This window comes from Pseudoalteromonas sp. DL2-H2.2 (assembly GCF_021532535.1).
GTDB classification, from domain to species: domain Bacteria; phylum Pseudomonadota; class Gammaproteobacteria; order Enterobacterales; family Alteromonadaceae; genus Pseudoalteromonas; species Pseudoalteromonas rubra_A.
Genome location: NZ_JAKGBD010000004.1, coordinates 59,052 through 78,561, shown reverse-complemented (window position 1 = coordinate 78,561; position 19,510 = coordinate 59,052). Strand labels below are relative to the sequence as shown.

The 19,510-nt window shown below is 51.1% G+C and carries 18 protein-coding genes; 5 read left to right on the top strand and 13 right to left on the bottom strand.

Annotated features, from left to right (window positions below):
• From L1285_RS08530 to L1285_RS08520, 3 genes are read right to left on the bottom strand one after another with little or no spacing between them, the layout of a single operon-like run.
• Positions 1-1,347 (bottom strand): N-acetylmuramoyl-L-alanine amidase, encoded by a 1,347-nt coding sequence (locus L1285_RS08530; RefSeq protein WP_046003676.1) that lies wholly within the window; start codon positions 1,345-1,347, stop codon positions 1-3.
• On the bottom strand, positions 1,340-1,816 hold the full coding sequence (gene tsaE / locus L1285_RS08525; protein WP_046003677.1) for a tRNA (adenosine(37)-N6)-threonylcarbamoyltransferase complex ATPase subunit type 1 TsaE: 477 nt from the start codon (positions 1,814-1,816) through the stop codon (positions 1,340-1,342). The genes L1285_RS08530 and tsaE overlap by 8 nt, the downstream gene beginning before the upstream one ends.
• A complete protein-coding gene (locus tag L1285_RS08520) occupies positions 1,813-3,306 on the bottom strand; it encodes an NAD(P)H-hydrate dehydratase (protein WP_235411944.1) in 1,494 nt (497 codons plus the stop codon). Before L1285_RS08520 ends, tsaE begins: the two co-directional genes overlap by 4 nt.
• 3 nt (positions 3,307-3,309) lie before the next feature.
• Between L1285_RS08520 and queG the strand changes: the two genes are divergently transcribed.
• Positions 3,310-4,458 carry a tRNA epoxyqueuosine(34) reductase QueG gene (gene queG / locus L1285_RS08515; RefSeq protein WP_235411942.1) on the top strand — a complete coding sequence of 383 codons (1,149 nt, stop codon included), beginning with the start codon at positions 3,310-3,312 and terminating at the stop codon, positions 4,456-4,458.
• Between the two features lie 55 nt (positions 4,459-4,513).
• Here the strand turns inward: queG and L1285_RS08510 are convergent, their stop codons facing one another.
• Both L1285_RS08510 and L1285_RS08505 read right to left on the bottom strand, forming a co-directional pair.
• The gene (locus tag L1285_RS08510; protein WP_235411941.1) at positions 4,514-5,653 is read right to left on the bottom strand and encodes a response regulator; all 1,140 of its coding nucleotides are present in this window, start codon (positions 5,651-5,653) and stop codon (positions 4,514-4,516) included.
• A 111-nt stretch (positions 5,654-5,764) separates the two neighbouring features.
• A complete protein-coding gene (locus L1285_RS08505; protein ID WP_235411939.1) occupies positions 5,765-7,720 on the bottom strand; it encodes a sensor histidine kinase in 1,956 nt (651 codons plus the stop codon).
• A 195-nt stretch (positions 7,721-7,915) separates the two neighbouring features.
• Between L1285_RS08505 and L1285_RS08500 the strand changes: the two genes are divergently transcribed.
• From L1285_RS08500 to L1285_RS08485, 4 genes are all read left to right on the top strand, one after another.
• Positions 7,916-8,482 (top strand): glutathione peroxidase, encoded by a 567-nt coding sequence (locus L1285_RS08500; protein ID WP_235411937.1) that lies wholly within the window; start codon positions 7,916-7,918, stop codon positions 8,480-8,482.
• Positions 8,483-8,547: 65 nt separating this feature from the next.
• The gene (locus L1285_RS08495; RefSeq protein WP_046003683.1) at positions 8,548-8,829 is read left to right on the top strand and encodes a peptidylprolyl isomerase; all 282 of its coding nucleotides are present in this window, start codon (positions 8,548-8,550) and stop codon (positions 8,827-8,829) included.
• Between the two features lie 141 nt (positions 8,830-8,970).
• Positions 8,971-9,549 (top strand): glutathione S-transferase family protein, encoded by a 579-nt coding sequence (locus tag L1285_RS08490; protein WP_235411936.1) that lies wholly within the window; start codon positions 8,971-8,973, stop codon positions 9,547-9,549.
• A gap of 187 nt (positions 9,550-9,736) precedes the next feature.
• Entirely contained in the window at positions 9,737-10,087 is a 351-nt protein-coding gene (locus L1285_RS08485) for a DUF2750 domain-containing protein (RefSeq protein ID WP_046007492.1), read from the top strand.
• A gap of 165 nt (positions 10,088-10,252) precedes the next feature.
• Here L1285_RS08485 and L1285_RS08480 read toward each other — a convergent pair whose 3' ends face one another.
• From L1285_RS08480 to pilW, 8 genes are all read right to left on the bottom strand, one after another.
• Positions 10,253-10,636: a VOC family protein gene (locus tag L1285_RS08480; RefSeq protein ID WP_046005067.1), complete on the bottom strand. Its 384-nt coding sequence runs from the start codon at positions 10,634-10,636 to the stop codon at positions 10,253-10,255.
• Positions 10,637-10,762: 126 nt separating this feature from the next.
• Positions 10,763-12,235: a ribosome biogenesis GTPase Der gene (gene der / locus L1285_RS08475; RefSeq protein ID WP_125721006.1), complete on the bottom strand. Its 1,473-nt coding sequence runs from the start codon at positions 12,233-12,235 to the stop codon at positions 10,763-10,765.
• Between the two features lie 74 nt (positions 12,236-12,309).
• Positions 12,310-13,485: an outer membrane protein assembly factor BamB gene (gene bamB, locus L1285_RS08470; RefSeq protein ID WP_235411934.1), complete on the bottom strand. Its 1,176-nt coding sequence runs from the start codon at positions 13,483-13,485 to the stop codon at positions 12,310-12,312.
• Between the two features lie 9 nt (positions 13,486-13,494).
• Positions 13,495-14,112 (bottom strand): YfgM family protein, encoded by a 618-nt coding sequence (locus L1285_RS08465; protein WP_235411932.1) that lies wholly within the window; start codon positions 14,110-14,112, stop codon positions 13,495-13,497.
• A 72-nt stretch (positions 14,113-14,184) separates the two neighbouring features.
• Entirely contained in the window at positions 14,185-15,462 is a 1,278-nt protein-coding gene (gene hisS, locus L1285_RS08460; RefSeq protein WP_235411930.1) for a histidine--tRNA ligase, read from the bottom strand.
• A 133-nt stretch (positions 15,463-15,595) separates the two neighbouring features.
• Positions 15,596-16,714 (bottom strand): flavodoxin-dependent (E)-4-hydroxy-3-methylbut-2-enyl-diphosphate synthase, encoded by a 1,119-nt coding sequence (ispG, locus tag L1285_RS08455; RefSeq protein ID WP_046005072.1) that lies wholly within the window; start codon positions 16,712-16,714, stop codon positions 15,596-15,598.
• Between the two features lie 5 nt (positions 16,715-16,719).
• Positions 16,720-17,730: a RodZ domain-containing protein gene (locus L1285_RS08450; RefSeq protein ID WP_235411928.1), complete on the bottom strand. Its 1,011-nt coding sequence runs from the start codon at positions 17,728-17,730 to the stop codon at positions 16,720-16,722.
• The gene (gene pilW, locus L1285_RS08445; RefSeq protein ID WP_235411926.1) at positions 17,727-19,379 is read right to left on the bottom strand and encodes a type IV pilus biogenesis/stability protein PilW; all 1,653 of its coding nucleotides are present in this window, start codon (positions 19,377-19,379) and stop codon (positions 17,727-17,729) included. Before pilW ends, L1285_RS08450 begins: the two co-directional genes overlap by 4 nt.
• Positions 19,380-19,510: the final 131 nt, after the last annotated feature.

Genomic DNA, 19,510 nt, shown 5'->3' with positions numbered 1-19,510 from the left:
CTAGGCCTTAGGAATAGTCAGCACCTGACCAATATACAAAGTGTTTTTGGTCAAGCGGTTGGCCTTTTTCAGCGCCGACACTGTGGTGCCATAGCGCGCGGCCAGGACACTCAAAGACTCGCCACGCTGCACTTTATGACGCACCGGTTTGTTGTTTTTCAGGCTCGCAAACAAGGTATTATCTGGCGGATTTTGCTGATAGTAACGCTTGATTGACTTAAAAATGGCGTTCGCCAGACGCTGCTGGTGATAACTGGTTTTAAGCTGCTTTTCTTCCTGTGGGTTAGAAATAAACCCGGTTTCGACCAAAATAGACGGGATATCCGGTGACTTCAGCACCCCAAAGTTGGCCGCCTGAGGGCGCTTTTTATGCAACTTAGTGACTTTTTTCAGCTCACTCACCACTTCTTCGGCCACTGTAAAGCCGGTTTTCATTGAGTGGTCCATCGACATATCCAGCAAGGCTTTGGCCAGATATTTTTCGTTCGCCGTGTCTTTGATTACGTCCGCCGCACCACCCAGTAACTGAGAGTGCTTTTCTTTGTCTTCCAGCCATTTACCGACTTCGGAGTTGGCCCGGCGTAATGACAAGATCCAAACCGAGGCACCGCGGGGTTCCGGGCGCGAAAAAGCATCGGCGTGAATAGACACAAAGAAATCAGCCTGACGCTCTCTGGCTCGCGCGGTACGGGTGTTAAGCTTGATGTAGTAATCACCGGTGCGGGTCAGGCGTGCCTGCATGCCCGGCTCTTTATCTATTAAGCGCGCCAGTCGTTTAGCAATAGGCAGTGTGATGTTCTTTTCATAGGTCCCGGAGGGCCCGATTGAACCAGGGTCTTCCCCACCGTGGCCGGCATCGATGGCAATGATAATGTCTCTGTCTTTTACCAGCTCACGCTTTTTGCTTTGTTTGGACTTACTGGCATAGAGGCTTTTTTGCTGCCCGTACAGGTCGACCACCAGGCGGTCTTTGTATGGTCCGGTTGGTGCGAGCGCGAAAATCACCGGTTTAGCGGTGCGGCTCAGCTCCATCACCACCCGGGTGCTGTTACGGCTTTTGGCCTGACTGTAACGCAGTTTTTCGACGATTTTATGTTCTTTAGGCAAGCTCGGGAGCTGCTTGAGCTTGCTGGTATTTTCCAGGTCGATCACCAGTCGCAGCGGGTTTTTCAGCATAAAGTAGCTGTATTCAGGTTTTTCTGACAGGTCAAACACCACGCGTGTGCTTTCTGGTGAAGGCCAGACACGCACACCGTTGATTTTGTTTTTTGCCTGCGCTGCGCTGGCGAGCAATAACGCGCTCAGCGCAAACAGGGTAAAGCTAATTTTTATTATCGCACTACGCATATCGACTTATAGCTTGAGCAAGCTGCCTTCCTCGTTCTGTGTGTGGCCTTAATACGGCGCGGCGCCCTTCGCCATGATAAGCCAGGTCAATGTCCATATCTGCCGTTGGGATCACGCCTGCGCCCTTTTCTGGCCATTCGACAATACAAACGGCATGCGGCGCAAAATAATCCCGGATCCCCATAAACTCTAGCTCTTCCGGGTCACCCAGGCGATACAAATCAAAATGATAAATACAGACCTCACCCAGCTCATAAGGTTCAACTAAGGTATAGGTCGGACTTTTAACATTCCCCTGATGACCCAGCCCCTGAACGATTCCGCGTGTCAGCGTCGTTTTTCCGGCGCCCAAATCACCATGCAAATAAAATACCGCACCTGAATCAATTAACTTAGCCAGTTGGCTACCCAGGGCAATCGTTGCGGCTTCGTCAGCCAGATCAATTTCTAATGTCGTATCGACACTCATCCGATAGTACCTCTAATATGGACAAATAAATCACTTGCCAGCAACCCATGTGCGCCGTCATGTGCCGCTTTTTCGGCCGCAAGACCATGAATATACACCGCTAACATAGCCGCATCAAATTTACTCAAGCCCTGCGCAAGCAAAGCGGCAATTATACCAGATAATACATCGCCCATCCCAGCGCTGGCCATGGCTGCACACCCCGAGCGATTGATATTTAAGCGCTGCGCTTGCTGAATCAAAGTACCGGGCCCTTTGAGCACCACACATGCCTGATAGTATTGCGCAAGCGCATTGCTCATACCGAAGCGGTTGCTGGTTTCAGGGTTTGAGTCAATACCCACGCACAGGCGCTTTGCTTCTCCCCAATGCGGGGTCAAAACGGCATTTTGCCACTGCCCGGGTTGTCCTGCCAGTAAATTTAGTCCATCAGCGTCGACAACAACTTGATGCTCGCACGCACGCACTGCGTCGAATAATGCATGCGCCCATTCTGACTGGCCCAACCCCGGACCAATCACCAGGGTGTCGGCCTTATCCAGCAGCGGTTGCAGCGCATCGGCGTTGGCAACACCGTGCACCATCAGCTCATAGCGCCCCTGCAATACCATAGCCTGATTATCCGGGTGCGTTGCCACACTGACCAGCCCTGCGCCGGCCCGTAAACAGGCTTCGCCAGCCAGGCGTATTGCCCCAGCCATCCCCGGCCCGCCGCCAATTAACAGCACATGGCCACAGCGGTTTTTATAGGCATCCGCAGCACGCACGGGGCGCTTTGCCAGTAAAGACTTTCCTGAAAAATAGTGACAGGAAGCAGATACCAGCTGCGCAAACTCCTGCCCAACGCCCAGTTCGGCCAGATATACGGCCCCGGCATGCTGTTTGGCAGAGCCGCTGAGTAGTCCCTGCTTTAACGCAATAAAGGTCATAGTGACATCAGCAACAAAGGCATCCCGCACCACTTCACTGGTCGAGCCATTCACACCACTGGGGATATCCACGGCAAGCCGGTGTGCCGAACACGATGCAAGCTGGCGAAACACCTCAGCAACCTTATCTGGCAACTGACCACGAAAGCCGCTGCCAAATACCGCATCGACAATTAAAGCCGGTGTGCTTTGCATCTGCACAGCGTCTGACATGACTCTCCCACCGTCGCGATAGGCCTGATAAGCCTGCTGGGCATCCCCTTGCAACTGACTCGGGTCGAACAAAGCGAGCACTTCGACGACCATGCCTGCCTGATGGCACAAGCGCGCCAGCACATAACCATCGCCGCCGTTATTCCCCTTTCCGGTCAGGATCAAAATAGGGCCGCTGAGCGACAAACGACTGACATAATCAAACAAAGCTGCGCCAGCGCGCTGCATCAGCGTACTTAAGGTCGACCCGGCGAGGCGCGCGGCCTCGGCTTCATTCGCTTGTACCGCTTGGGCCGTATAGGCAACTTGTGGTAAATTAGTCAGGTATTTTGCTTGTGATATAGACATGCCGTGACAACCACTACTCATTCTTCTGTTGATATTAACTATACTGAACTTGCGCAAAAAATTAAGCTTTGGGGCAAAGAACTTGGCTTTGCCGAGGTTGGCATTACCGACATAGACCTGAGCGAACACGAAGCGCAATTGCAGCGCTGGCTCGATAATGGCTATCACGGCGAGATGGAATACATGGCGGCACATGGTATGAAGCGTGCCCGTCCAGCAGAGCTGGTGCCCGGTACACAACGGGTGATCTCAGTCAAAATGAACTATCTGCCACCCGATGCCAGTTTCGCCCGGGCGCTCAAAAGCAAGCAAACCGCCTATATCAGCCGCTATGCACTGGGGCGCGACTATCACAAAGTGATCCGCAACCGTTTAAAGAAGCTCGGTCAGCGCATCGAGCAGGAAGTTGGCCAGTTTGGTTTTCGCCCCTTCGTTGACTCGGCACCCGTGCTGGAGCGCCAGCTCGCCGAAAAAGCCGGGTTAGGCTGGCGCGGTAAAAACAGTCTGCTGATCCACAAACAAGCCGGCTCCTGGTTTTTTCTGGGTGAGCTGTTTGTCGATCTGCCCCTGCCGGTGGATAACCCCCCCCAGGAAGAAGGCTGTGGCAAGTGTAACGCCTGTATGACTTTGTGTCCGACGGGGGCGATTGTGGAACCCTATGTGGTTGATGCCCGAAAATGCATTTCTTATCTGACCATCGAATTACAGGGGCCGATCCCCGAACAGTATCGCCCGTTGCTTGGCAATCGAGTCTATGGTTGCGACGATTGCCAGCTGGTGTGCCCCTGGAATCGCTATGGTCAGCTTACCGACGAGCAGGATTTCCACCCCCGCAAGCAGCTCAAAGATCAAGAGCTGCTGAGCTTATTTCAGTGGGACGAAGAAACCTTTTTAAAACATACCGAAGGCAGCCCCATTAGGCGCATTGGCCACGAGCGCTGGCTGCGTAATCTGGCCGTTGGCTTGGGCAATGCGCAGCCCGATGCGCAGATCATCGAAGCGCTGGAGGCCCGCCTTGCATCTGCATCTGAGCTGGTCAGGGAGCACATTAATTGGGCACTGACGCAACAGCGTAGCAAACAGGCTCAGCAGCAACGCAAACAGGCCCGGCTGATCCGAATCATAGAAAAAGGCCTGCCACGGGATGCCTGAACGCGCTCAGGCATTCCCCTTGCCAGCACCTTGATGGTGCTAACATAGCATTATATCAGGATGGCTTTTCCGCGCTGCTCAGCAGCGACAGGTCACTTTCAATTTCACTAAAGGCCTCACGAACCTGCATGATGGCCTCTTCCCGGGCAATGGAACTTTGGATCGCTTCATCTATGTGCTGATAAATAAATACTTCCTGATCTTCATCCAACCCCATCGTGGGGATCCGCTGCTCAAACACCTCCTGAAGATTACGAAAAATCGACTCATTCTGGCTGCGGTTATTATTAAGCAAGGAGAGTAATCCGGTAAACTTACTGTGGATCATGGTAATAGCTTCATTCAGTTCTGCTTGCTGACAGACAAGTTGTTTGCGCGTCAAAATAGCCAATAATTGTTGCTCGGTCACGCTGGCAATAAAGCAGATATGATCTCTGAGCCGGCCATGCTTGTCGGCATCTTCTGAGGGCATATTCAAAATCAGCACACTCACCAGGTTGTAATTGACCAAAATGCGACTGGTAAACTCATGCAAGCGGCCTTTGGCGCGTAGAATTTCAAACAGTTCCAGTACAATGGGAGAGCATAATCCAGCGGTGGCAAAGTGGTGGCGTTGCTCGTCCACCCGAAACTCAATATTGCAGCTTAACCCTAAGTTACTGAGGCACTGGATCAAGGCCTTGGCCAGCGCCTGAATGTCATCAATCACACCTATTTGCTCGATGTAATTAACGATAAAGCCCATTTCACTGCTGGTCGCCATGGCATTAAACGCCGTGGAGGTTGCATCTTCTACCTGCTGCTCCAGGATATCGCGCTCCAGCAACATTTGCCCTAAATTGAGTAGTTTCGATTTCAGTTCATTATGACCGAAGGGCTTAACGATATAATCCTCGGCGCCCACCGCATAACCTTCCATGCGCTCTTCAACCGAGCCCCGCGCCGACACAAACATCACTATGATGTCCTGAGTTGCCAGGTTTGACTTGATTTTTTTACACACCTCATAGCCATTCATTTTTGGCATGCTGACATCCAGCAACACAACCTGAGGTGCAAACTCCTCAATAACATCCAGACATTGTTGCCCACTGGTCACCGTCAACAGGTCAAAGTCCAGGTCTTCGAGGATCTCTTCAATGATTTCGAGGTTGAAAGGTTCATCATCCACCGCCAGGATTCGCTGCAATGCCATAACACAGTTCCTTTTCCGTTGCCAAAGCGTCGTCATCTGCCTGCCTGCACTATCTCTGAGAGGCCAGCAATGACACCTTCTTCTAGTTATAGACAGTGATCTCCAATGGCGCTAGTGCTCGGCCTGAATTGGGAGTTCAATATGAATGCAGGCGCCCTGATCAGAGTTATTATCAGCATAAATACAGCCTTTGTGCAGCAGCACAAATTCCTTGCATATAGCCAGGCCCAGTCCGGTGCCACCGGCACCACTGTTGGTTTTGCTGCTCTGGGCAAACTTATCAAATATGTGCTCCAGTTCATCCTCTGGTATGCCAACCCCTTTGTCGCACACCAGGATATGCACATACCCGGCTTTGGGTGTCACTGTTATGGTCACTTCACTGTGTTCGGGACTGAATTTCAGGGCATTGCCCAGTAAGTTCCTGATCACCTGAGTGAGCTGTTCGGCATCGCAAAACAACATAATGGTGTCGTCCTGCGCTTCCAGTTCAATGTGGATATGGCGCGCCATCGCCAGACCCGACACATCTTCTTTGGCGGTATGAATTAGGGTCAGCAAGTTATGCGACGAAGGATTAAACGGAAAGCGACCGGCATCCAGCTTAGATAAGTCGAGCAGATTGTTAAGCAGCAACAGCAATCGCTCGCCGCTGGTTTCAATGCGTGACAGGTACTTCTCCAGCTTGTTCACCGGGATCTCGCCGCATGCCAGCTTGTCTAAACCAAAACGGGCAAAGCTAAGTATGGAGTGCATCGGGGTTCTGAGTTCATGGGACATATTGGCCAGGAATTCGGATTTACTGATGTTGGCAGCCTCAGCGGCTTCTTTGGCTGACTGAAGCTGTGCCGTACGCGCCTGTACTTCGACTTCCAATACCTCTTTGGCTTCTTCCAGCAGCTGTTGTTTGCGCTTCAGCTGCGCCACATTCTTAAAAATAGCAGCCAGCGCAATTTCTCCATGATGATCGATTTCAATAAAAGTGCCCATCAGGGGAATGCTGGGCCCATCTTCCTGCGGCAGCACCAGTTCACAGTTAAAGTGGCGCAGGATCCCACCATTATTAATCGCTTCTTTGAGTGCCGCGACCGATGAGGGCTCAAACAAATCAAATATCGAATGCTGCTGTAATTGATCACTGGGCAGGCGCAGCAAGGTTGTACAGCCATCATTGGCTTCAATCACATAGCCATCCAGATTAAATAACATGATGGGATCCGGAGTATGCTTGTAAATCACGCGCAGCAAGCTGTCTCTTTCAATCAGTGCATCCACCGTCTCCTGCAATCTTTCAACCAGTTCCTGGTTATTGCGGCGCAGTAGCTCACTTTGCCACAACTTATGTAATGATTGCAGCAGCGCTCCTTCGTCTATGGGCTTAGTCAGCACATCTTCTACGCCCTGACGGATCGCTTCCATCATATCGACCTGATCTTGGCGAGATGTCATTAGTAGACAGCGCGCGTCACTATGGATCTGACGGACTTTTTTAAACACATCCAGCCCACTGCCCTGCTCCAGATTAAAATCGCAGATCAGCAAATCAACTTCGTGGCTACTCGCTTGCTGTATTGCCTCTGAAAGGCACCGAGCGGTCACCACGGTGAGTTGCGCGCCCCGTAAACTGGCCGTTAATCGGTCAAGTCGCTCTTCGCGGTGATCGACCAGGAGAATTTTTGGCAGCTTCAGGCGGCCATGATCGTCGGTTTCGAGCACCCGATCCAGTAATCCGGTAATTTCTTTATTGCCAAAGAAGGGGTAGATCACAATGGCATTGCACAACATTCTATTCAGGCGGCTGAACGCATCAACGTGCTCTGAATTTTCGGGTTTCGGGGCAAGTAAAATCAGGCGGTCGTGATCTTTAAGCGCAGACAAAGCATCAAAGGCGCTGTCGGGCAGGCCATGGGCAATGGCAACCACATGGTAACTAGAGAAGTCTCTAACCTTATGCAACATCTGAAAATGTAAATGTACCACCTCACAACCGAGCAGCTCAAACAAGACTTTCAGTCGCATGGCCAGCACACTGCTGCTATCTATTATCAGTACCTTGTTGTTTTCCATAACGAAACCCTATTGTGGTAAGGCGACTTACCATAGTTGTTTAGCTGACAGATAGCATTCAGTTTAGTCAATAATCGCCACTTGCATACTTCGCTTAGTTGAATCGGCCTGTGCAGCGGTTACACTGTGAACTGAGACAGTGCGTTTCTCGTATAGTCAGGCATTGCATTTAAAATTCGTATCAGGGAGCCCCTTATGATTAAACCACTTTTGATGTCCATGGCATTGCTTGCCGGTAGCGGCGTGCACGCCAGCGAGACGCCGGACTTCGCTAAAAGTACAGCGTGTGATGACTTCACAGGCTATGAGTTCAGAAAACTGAGATCCAAAGAGACTGTGGATCTGTGCGCCTTCAAGGGTAAGCCCTTACTGGTAGTCAACACAGCCAGTAACTGTGGTTTTACCGGTCAGTTTGACGGCCTGGAAAAACTCCATAAAGCATATGCCGACAAAGGGCTAGTTGTACTCGGATTTCCGTCAGACGATTTCTTTCAGGAAGAGAATGACGAGAAAGACACCGCCGAGGTCTGTTTTATTAACTATGGCGTGACCTTTACCATGATGGCAACCGGCGCAGTGCGTGGCAGCGATGCCAACCCGGTGTTTCAGCACCTGGGCGAACAAAGTGGGGCCCCAATGTGGAACTTCTATAAGTACCTGATCTCGGCCGACCGTAAAACAATCCAACAGTTCAACAGCCGCACTAAGCCGATGTCGGAACCTATGATTGCCGCCATCGAAAAAGAACTTGATCTTAAATAATGCGCTTTAAATCTAAGTATATTAGAATAATGTATGAGCATTAATTAACCACCCATGGAGAGATAATGACACTAGCCAGCGCAAGACACATATTAGTCGATAACGAAGCCCAATGCCTTGAACTTAAGCAACGTATTGCAGCCGGTGAAGACTTTGCCGACATCGCCAAACAATATTCCAGCTGCCCGTCGGGTCAGGACGGTGGCGATCTGGGCGAATTTGGCCCCGGAATGATGGTGCCTGAATTCGATAAGGTGGTTTTTTCGGCGCCGCTTAATGAAGTACAGGGGCCGGTGCAAACCCAGTTTGGTTATCACCTGCTTGAAGTGACCAGCCGGGTCGATTAAGCAACTCACGCCCATTTGCTACTGGCAGCTTGCTGCTGGTAGCGCTGTTCGATATTTCTGAAGTCTGTCCTGCCCTGTTTTTACCCGTCTTAAAGTAGTGCTATAGTCATTACGCATCTAACCACAACTAAGGATTGAGTGATGATCTTATACGGCTCGGACACTTCTCCGTACGTCAGGCGCATCCGCATTTACTGCCTTCGCCATGACATTACCCTGGACTATCGCAAACTGGATATCTTCAGTGAACAAGGCAGAGCGATTCTGAACCAGCATAACCCGGCACAAAAACTGCCGTTTCTGCTGGCCGACGATCAGGCAATACTGGACTCCAATGTCATTGCCCGCTATTTGCAACAAAAATTCTCTTTACCTCACCTCAACTGGGCACAGGAAAACCTCCTCACTATCATCAATGCCTGCAACGATTCACTGGTTGAGTTATTACTGTGCCAGCGTTCACAGTTTAATACGGATGACGATAAGCTGTTTTTTAATCTGCAACGAGGGCGGATAGCCGAAACCCTGGGTGTATTAGATCAAAGCTGTCATGAAAATGTATTTTTAAACTGCGAGTATACTCAGATCAGTTTATACTGCCTGCTGGATTGGATCCGCTTCAGAAGCCTGTTCGACCTAACACCGTACACCGCGCTGGAGCAGTTTTATGACCAATGGCAGCCTCTTGACGAGGCACGTCTTACAGATCCCAGAGCATAATACCAATTTGCTTAATTAAGTGTTCTATTTTGAGGCGAGAAAATGGGTCGATAACAAGGCAAAAATTTTGATGTTTAGTCGCTCTAAATGAGAAATTTTTAACGCTGTTAGCGTCGTATTTACTCCTTCAAATTGAACAGGTATTAAGTGAAGTTGGTATCAGCTCTGACAACTATGGAAATACACCATGAGTGACATCGAATTAGAATCGGAAGTAGTCAATTTTGTCGTAACCGCAAAAGAGCAGGAGCAGGTTTGGGCGCTGGGCTCAGACGATGGCGGCCTGGTTGTGGTTGACTCAAATCAGTTTGAAGAGTCAGACGTATTGCTACTTTGGGATAACGAAGACAACGCGAAGGCACAGTGCCGCGACGAGTGGGCAGATTTCAAGCCGATCGCCATCTCTTTGAATGAGCTGCTCGACGAGTGGATTGAAGACTTGCGCGACGACAACGCATTACTGGGCCTGAACTGGAATGATGAAAACGTCTGTACCGAGATTGAACCAGTCGGTCTGGCTCGTGCCCTGTCAGAATAATACCAATTTGCTTAATTAAGTGTTCTATTTTGAGGCGAGAAAATAGGGTCGATAACCAGGCAAAAATTTCGCTATTTAGTTGTTCTAAATGAGAAATTTTTAACACAGTTAGCGTCATATTTGCTCCGTCAAATTGAACAGGTATTAAGTGAAATTGGTATAAGTTTATTCCACGCTTATCAGCGCCACTAAGGTGCCTTCTATTGAGCGCACATATGCCTGTGTGTGCTCGCCTTTTTGTGCAGGAGGCGATAAAGGCTCGGCACCGGCTGCCACCGCTTTGTCGTAACTCTTTGCCACATTTTCACACCCTAATGTCAGTTCAAACCCCAGCGCCGGCTGCTTAGGCTGACTGCGGATATAGCTTTGCTTAAACTGCGCCTGCGCCACCGGGTGCGTGGCAAAAGCGAGTAACACCTGCCCGGTATCCAGCTCCCCATAGTCTCCGTCCTCGCTAAGACCACAGGCACTGAGCCCGAAGGCCTGATAATAAAAGTCCAGTACCTCTTCGACACTGTCGACATAGATCACGGTTTTCAGAAACTGCATGGCTAATTTTCAGGCTAAATAAATATAAATAAAGCATATTTTTCGTTCAGCGTAAACCGATTTAGGCTTAGGATGAAAATTAGCTGAGCAATAAAAAGAGCGCCACTGGCGCCCTTTATCTAGTCGTTATGACTTGTTTTTTTGCTCTTTGGTAAATGCCCGTAACTTTCGCTTCTGCGACAGGGTCATTTTATTGGTACGACCGGCGTATGGGTTATCCCCTTCACGGAATTCGATCTTAATCGGCGTCCCCATGATGTTAAGCGCTTTGCGATAATAGTTCATCAGGTAGCGCTTGTAGCTGTCAGGCAAGTCATGCACCTGGTTACCATGGATCACGATACGCGGTGGATTGTATCCGCCGGCATGCGCATATTTGAGTTTAACCCGGCGACCACGTACCAACGGTGGCTGGTGATCGGCCTGCGCCATGTCCATGATCCGTCTGAGCATAGCGGTGCTTACCCGCTTGGTTGCCGACTCATAGGCTTCTTCAACCGACTCAAACAAGTGGCCCACGCCCGTGCCATGCAATGCCGAAATAAAGTGCAGGCGCGCAAAGTCGATAAAGCCCAGGCGACGATCCAGTTCAGACTTGATGCGCTCTTTGACGTAGTCATCCAGACCATCCCACTTATTCACGGCGATCACTAAAGAGCGGCCCGCATTCAGGGCAAAGCCCAGCAGGCTGAGATCCTGATCTGAGATACCGTCACGGGCATCGATCACCAGCAGGATCACGTTGGCATCTTCAATCGCCTGAAGGGTTTTAATAACGGAGAATTTTTCGACCACATCGCTGACTTTCTTACGCTTACGCACACCTGCGGTATCGATCAACACGTAGTCACGCTCATTGCGGGTCATCGGAATATAGATAGAGTCACGCGTTGTGCCCGGCATATCGTACACAATCACCCGCTCTTCACCCAAAATACGGTTAGTCAGTGTTGACTTACCAACGTTAGGGCGACCTATGATGGCCAGCTTAATGGGCTTGTCTTCAAACCCGGTTTTACCGTCTTCCGGGGCTTCTTCCCCTTCCAGGTAAAGCTCGGTCAGCAGTTCATCGTCCTGCTCAATGTCGTCTTCTTCCCCTGCCAGCTCAGCGATCACCGGGCCCAGTGTGGCTTCAAGTAGCTGGGTGACACCGCGACCGTGGGCCGCTGCGATGTGATAGACCTCGCCCAATGCTAACTGATAAAACTCGGCACAGTTAGAGTCCGCGTCAATGCCATCGGTTTTGTTGGCAACGACAAAGCTCTTCTTTTGTTGCTTACGCAAATGCTGGGCAATAGCCTGATCGGCCGCCGTCATGCCTGCGCGGGCATCAACCAAAAATAAAACGACGTCGGCTTCTTCGATGGCCAGCAATGATTGCTCGGCCATTTCCGTTTCGATGCCTTCTTCACTGCCATCAATACCGCCGGTATCGACCACGATAAACTCATAGCCATCGTAATTCGCCTGGCCATATTTACGGTCACGTGTAAGGCCCGGAAAGTCCGCCACCAACGCATCACGCGTGCGGGTCAGACGGTTAAATAAAGTGGATTTACCCACATTGGGTCGCCCGACGAGAGCGATCACAGGAAGCATAGACTACCTCTTTTAAAAACAACAAAAGGCTTCGCACCGCGAAGCCTTACTTCAATTCATTCAGCGTATGGCGGTTACGGAATTTTTACCGCACTGACTTCACCATCTCGGGTGTACAGGATCAGCGTCTCGTCAACCACGATAGGCTCAACGAAAAAGCCTGAGCTATCAAACTCTTCACGCGAAACCAGCTGTCCGGTTTGCTTATCCAGCCAGTGCAGGTTACCTTCCTGATCGCCCACAACCAGATAGTTGCCAGCCACCGCAGGTGTGGTCAGATACCAACCACGCAACGCAGACTGGCTCCAGCGTTCAATGCCAGACTCTCTATCTAGAGCATAGAGCACGCCTTCGCTGTCTACCAAATAAATGGTATTCAGCTCGACACTGAGGTCGCGGTAACTGCTATATTCTCGGTCCCACAGTACATTACCATTGCGCACGTCCAGAGCAGCCAGTTTACCATTATAGGCAATGGTATACACGGTACTGCCGACAACAACTGGTTTGGTATCCACATCAACCAGGCGCTCAAATTCAGAAGCGCCTTTCGCCAGGGCAATATCTGCGCTCCAGGCCATAAAGCCATTCTCGGCTATCAAAACAGACAACTTGCCGCTTTCTTCACCAACCAGTACGCCACCATTTGCTGACGTAGGTGAACTCAGGCCACGTAATGTCAGTGCCGGTACTTCCTGCTCAAACTGCCAGCGTTCTTCACCGGTATCCGGGTGCAATGCTAGCAATTTGCCAGAGCCCAGGTTGATATACACTAAGCCATCTCCGGCAGCCGGTGTTGAAAGCGCTTCGCCAGGCACAGACTTACGCCAAACGATCTCCCCGGTGTCACGGTCCAGTGCAATCACTTCACCGTGCTCAGAGCCGATATACAGCTTGCCATAGGCCTGCAAAATGCCGCCCGACAGCTTTGCTGTGTCATCGTCTTCCCAAGGCCAGAACGCCGGGTTCTCGCGTGTGTCGACTTCCCACAACGTGTCACCACTGCTGACATCCAGCGCAGCAACCAAGCCATTGCGCTCAGCCACATAGACCGTACTCTGGTAAAAGGTGGGCGTCAGACGAGAGAAGTAGTGCTCAACACCATCACCGATAGATTCCTGCCAGACCACGTCTGTTTCAAACTGGTTTACAATTTCAGGTAGTACCAGCTCTTCTTCATCATCACTTGAAGAGCACCCCAGCAATGACGCCATACATAGCGCCAAAGAGGCCATAGTCAACTTCTTCATGGCTACTCCTTACAGTGCTGTTGTGCCGGCCAGGTCGTCCAGTTTAATCTGTAGCAGTGGGTTATTGTCGCTGCCACCGGCGGTCACTGCCTTTTGGTATGCATCACGCGCAGCGCCTTTTTTGCCTTGCGCCAGCAGAATATCACCTTTGACTTCAGCAACCTGAGCAACGAAGCTTTCTGGCATTGGGTTGCCCAAAGTGGCCAGTGCTGCCGAGTAATCTTCGCGCGCTGCCTGTACACGAGCCAGACGCAGATAGGCCGTCGCTTTTAGCTCAGGCGTTTTGACTGAATCGGCCGCAAAGGTGAGCTTTTCTTGAGCCACATCCAGCTTGCCTTGCTCAACCGCTTCTTTTGCCGCAACAAAGGCAGCCAGAACGGCGTAGCTAGACTCGCCATTGTTTGCTAAAAAGTCATCGCTTTTGGTCAGAACGTCACCACTATCAACCAGCTGGTTATAGGCTTCAGAACTTGCCTCTGCGGTATCGATTTGATTCTGGTTATACGCTTTCCAACCATACAGGCCACCCAGGCCCAGCACCGCGCCGATGATCAAGGATGTTCCATTTTCGCGGAAAAATCGTTTTATTGCTTCGGCTTGTTGTTCTTCTGTTGAATAAATTTCCATTCTGACCTCTTAATTAATAGCGTAAAGCCAGTCTTTTCAGATATCTGGCCTGACTTTACTGCGCCGCAGCGCTTAATCCACTAACGCCGACAGCAAGCTTTTTGCCTCTGCCAGTGTCAGGGTAACTTGTTCTTTATGTTCGCGGAGATACTTAACAGTCACCTTACCTTCGGCCAATTCATCTTCGCCAAAAATCAGGGCAACCACAGCATCGCTCTTATCCGCACGTTTCAGTTGTTTTTTGAAGTTGCCACCACCGGCATTGACCAGTACGCGCAAGCCAGGGATTTCACTGCGTAGTTGTTGCGCAATCACCGGCGCCTGAATGCCAGCCTGCTCACCCATAGCAGCAACAAATACATCCGCACTGCGGCGTAAAGCTCCCAAGCGCTCCATTTCTTTGAGCATCAGTACCAGACGCTCCATGCCCATAGCAAAGCCCACAGCCGGCGTTGCCTTACCGCCGAGCTGCTCGACCATGCCATCATAACGGCCACCGGCACACACAGTGCCCTGCGCGCCTAAACTATCTGTCACCCATTCGAATACAGTGCGGTTATAATAATCCAGGCCGCGTACCAGTTTTTCATTAACCTGGTATTCGACGCCCGCTGCCTCTAAACGTTCACATAAATTTGCAAAATGTTGACGCGACTCGTCGTCCAAGTACTCAGACAGTTTTGGTGCATCCACCAAAATAGCTTGTACGTCGGGGTTTTTGCTGTCCAATACGCGCAGCGGGTTGCTGTACATACGACGCTTTGAATCTTCGTCCAGGTGCGCTTCGTGTTGCTCCAAAAAGGCAATCAAGGCATCACGATAAGTAGCGCGCGCTTCGTTTGAGCCCAGAGAGTTAAGTTCCAGACGCACAAATTCGCTGATCCCAAACTGCTGCCACAGGCGCGCCGTCATCAGGATCACTTCGGCATCCATGTCGGCACTGGCTACGCCAAAGGTTTCCACACCAAACTGGTGGAACTGGCGATAACGGCCCTTTTGCGGACGCTCATGACGGAACATCGGACCCATGTACCACAAACGTTGTTCCTGATTGTACAGTAAGCCATGCTGGTTACCGGCTCGTGCACACACGGCGGTCCCTTCAGGACGCAAGGTCAGGAGATCGCCATTGCGATCTTCGAAGGTATACATTTCTTTTTCAACGACGTCGGTGACTTCACCAATCGAGCGCTTAAACAGCTCGGTGGACTCCACGATAGGAAAGCGGATCTCCTGATATCCAAAAGATGCCACTGTGTCACGTAAGATAGATTCTACCTTCTGCCAGATTTGCGTATCACCCGGCAGACAATCGTTCATACCTCGAATTGCCTGAATTTGTTTTGCCACTGAAATTCCTAGTAATCTAATTTTTTACACGAAATGGGTGGCTATGCCCGATGGCTTAGCCATTCCTGATAAACCCGCTATTATACCCAGCTCGGCTAAAACGTAAACGCTTAGTTTGCCGGGCCTGCGTTACTTACTCGACTATCTTGACGTCGATTTTGGGTTCGTTTTGTTGTTTTTCAACATAGCTGCGTACCTGCTCTTCGAGCTGCTCGACAATATGGTCGTTATCAATACGCAGTTTCTGGCGCTCGCCATTGATGTATAAGCCCGAGCGACGGTTTGCACCGGCCAGACCCAAATCGCTCACCAAGGCTTCACCTGGGCCATTGACCACACAGCCAATGACAGACACGGAAATCGGCGCTGTGATGTCTTCAAGGCGCTCTTCCAGCTGGTTCATGGTATTGACCACGTCAAACTCCTGGCGAGAACAGCTTGGGCAGGCGATAAAGTTAATACCGCGCGAGCGAATGCGCAGCGACTTTAAAATATCAAAGCCCACTTTGACTTCCTGAACCGGATCAGCCGCTAAAGATACACGCAGCGTATCACCAATCCCCTCGGCCAACAGCATGCCCAGGCCCACAGCCGATTTTACCGAACCGGCACGCATTCCACCGGCTTCGGTGATCCCTAAATGCAGTGGCTGATCGATCTCTTTGGCCAGCAGGCGATAGGCACCAACGGCTAGGAAAACGTCCGACGCTTTGACTGACACTTTAAACTGGTCGAAGTCGAGTCGCTGTAAGATCTCAACATGACGCATCGCTGACTCAAGCAAGGCTTCTGGCGTCGGTTCGCCATATTTTTCCTGCAGATCACGCTCCAACGAGCCACCATTAACCCCGATGCGGATTGGAATGTTCTTATCACGTGCTGCATCGACGACCGCACGAATACGCTCTTCATTGCCGATGTTGCCTGGGTTGATGCGCAAGCAATCCACACCATATTCCGCTACTTTCAGGGCGATACGATAATCAAAATGGATGTCGGCGACCAGTGGTATCTCGGACTGCTCTTTGATGCTCTTAAACGCTTCTGCGGCTTCCATGGTTGGCACAGAGACCCGCACTATGTCAGCACCCGCATCGGCAATCGCCCGGATCTGCGCGACGGTCGCATCTACGTCCAGGGTATTGGTGTTGGTCATCGACTGCACGGCGATCGGTGCTCCGTCCCCGATGGGCACATTCCCCACATTGATGCGCGTGGATTTTCTACGTTTGATCGGTGATTCTGAAAACATGACGATTACTCTGCTAACGGTAAATTAAATTTGGCTAAACGATTGCGCGGCAGGCTGGAAATGTCCACGGCTGCGCCATCCAGTGTGATGCTCACGGCCTGGTGTTTGCCCAGTACGACGGAAAACGGGGCCTGTCCACTGACGGTCATGGTGTACCCCGCTTTTTTAACGCCAAACGCCACCCGCTCCTGACTGGCATCGAAGATCTCAACCCAGCTGTCTTCTTTGAACACCATCACAATGGTGCTCTGGGCGAACTCGGACTGTGTATCATCAGATACAGCCTCTGCTGCCGGCGTGACCTGCACATCACTGGTGTTACCGCGCTGTGTAGTCGGGTTTTGCGCACGTTCTGGCAAGGCCTCGGGTTGTGCTTCTGGCGTCTGAACTACCGTGCTCGGCAGCGCTTCCACGCTTAGTTCAGCGGTCTCAGGCGCGCTTTGTGGCGCATTGTCTGGACCGGATGTATCTGCACCTGACGTATCAGACACCGCTACTGAATGCTCGGCATCTAAGGTGCTGGGTGCCGGGCGCTGCACATTATCGGTTGTTACGCTGGCCTGCGGAATATCCAGCGCGTCACCTGGGGTGATCTCACTTTGGCTACTGCTATTTTGCCAGAACCAAATCGCAGAACTGCCTATCACCACAATTAACACCGCATAACTAACCCACATCAGGCGATTATCGTGCGCTTCTTTTTCCGTGCGGCGTGAAAAGCTTTTCATTTTACCTTTTTGCTCTGGTACAACCGGCGACTGGTAGAGTTTCAGAGTTTGTTGTGCATCCAGCCCGAGCAAACCACAGTAGCTCTTTATATAGCCACGTACAAAAGTCTCAGGACCGAGCTTATGGTAATCGTCCTGCTCCAGTTTGTTGATCTGAGTTTCACTGAGCTTTAGCCGTGCGGAGATTTCCTCAAAGCTGACGCCCTGCTCATGTCTGGCCTTGGCCAGTGTTTGTCCGAGCGACAGTAAGTCGCTGCTGTTTTCTGTGTCTATTTCTGCTTCGTTCATAAAATATAGTTATCTGGATCCACGATTAAGAGATGCCGTCCTGGTTGTAAGACGATATCCGGGGTCAATTTGTTCCACCGCATCAGGTCGTCAATCTGAAGATCATATTCCATTGCAATGTCGAACAGCGACTGACCTTCACCTATGGTGTGCACTATCTTAGGATTATTTAAATACACCACCTGACCAATCGACAGCTGGTCTGACTCGCGTAAATTATTCCATGCCATCAGCTTGTCTAACTTGAGGTTATACTTCACTGAGACGCTAAACAGGTTTTCCCCCAGGCGAACGGTGTGCTGAGGGACACTGGGTAACACAATATCGCGGTTCAACAAGCCGCCAGAGGCTCGGCTTTGAGCTGGCTCTGAGGTGCTTTGTTCAGGCAGTTGCGCAAGCCAGCTGTCTGTTCGGGGTCCCTCGTCGCGGGCGCGCGAGGTGGGCGCCGAAAATGCGATATCAGTCGGATCGGGCTCATAAAAGACAACCTGGCCTTGGGTGTGCGGGGCAACCGGCTTAATCGTCTGTGCCGCCTTATCGGGTGCTGTTACCGGGGCCGCTACTGTATCCACGCTGGGTGAATGCCCGGTGAATTGCTGTGCCCGCAAAGAGCGAGTTTGTACAGGTTTGGCTGCGGGCTCTGGAGTCACAGGCACTGGGGTCACAGGCTCCGGCTTAGACGCCTGGTCACGAACAATGGCGGGTTCCACCTTACGGCGCACTTTGATCTTAGGCTCAGCCACCAAATGCGTGGGTGATTTATGAGTGATTTTAGTCAACTGGGCCTGACGATATTGCTCTTTCAGGCGTTCAAACTCGCTGTCTTTCAGGCGCTGCTGGATCACCAGGGCTGCCTGGGGCGAGTCCGGATAAGTTTGCAACAGCAAAGTGGCTGTTTCTTCAGCTTGTTGCAGATGGCCTTTGCGCAGCTCCAGTAAATGAGACAGTAATAAGCCACGCGCCGACACAAAACCACGATCGCCATAGACCTTGAGTATTTCCTCTGAGCGATGCAGCTCACTCTTTGCATAGTGCAACCCAGCCATAAGCAGTAGGGTCGACTGACGCTGGCCGTTATGCTTTTCAGCACTGCTCAAATAATCCAGCGCCAGCTCGAAGTTATCCTGGCGCAGTGCACACAGGGCTAAATTTTCATAGCTCTGTGCCACACGAATATAGCTGGGGATCTCAATGGCTTTAAACAGCTGCTCCGTCGCTTCATCATATTTGCCGATGCGACATAAAAAGGTGCCGTAGTTATTGAGCGTGTTTGGGTCTTTCGGCGCCAGTCCCAGTGCTTTTTGATATGCCTGCTCAGCACGGGCATTCTCGCCTACCTGCTCGTAGTAATAAGCCAGAGAATAGTGGGCTTCGGGGAGTTTCGGCGCTAATGTCAATGCGCGCTCTAGGTTATACTTGGCCTGGGTGTTGTTGCCGTTAGCCAGGTATTGCAAGGCCAGCGAGATACGGGTTTTAGCAGCGTCTTCGCGACTTGCCTTGCTTTGCACGACGGGCTTATCGCTGTTGGCATAGCGGGTTTCGGTCACACAACCACTAAGCATCACGCCCATTATCATCAGCAACCCGGATCGGGCAGCCACAGTGCGCTTTGATACCTCAAAGGAGAAACTTTTTACCAATGAAAACATAGCTAAACTAAACACTTTAGTTAAAAGCGCGCACTGACAGGTGACAGTCGGCGCAAGGCCGCAGGCATAGCTCACCAGAGCGCTGTTGATCTATGCCCATATATTACCCGAATGCGTTCGAGTTTCACCCT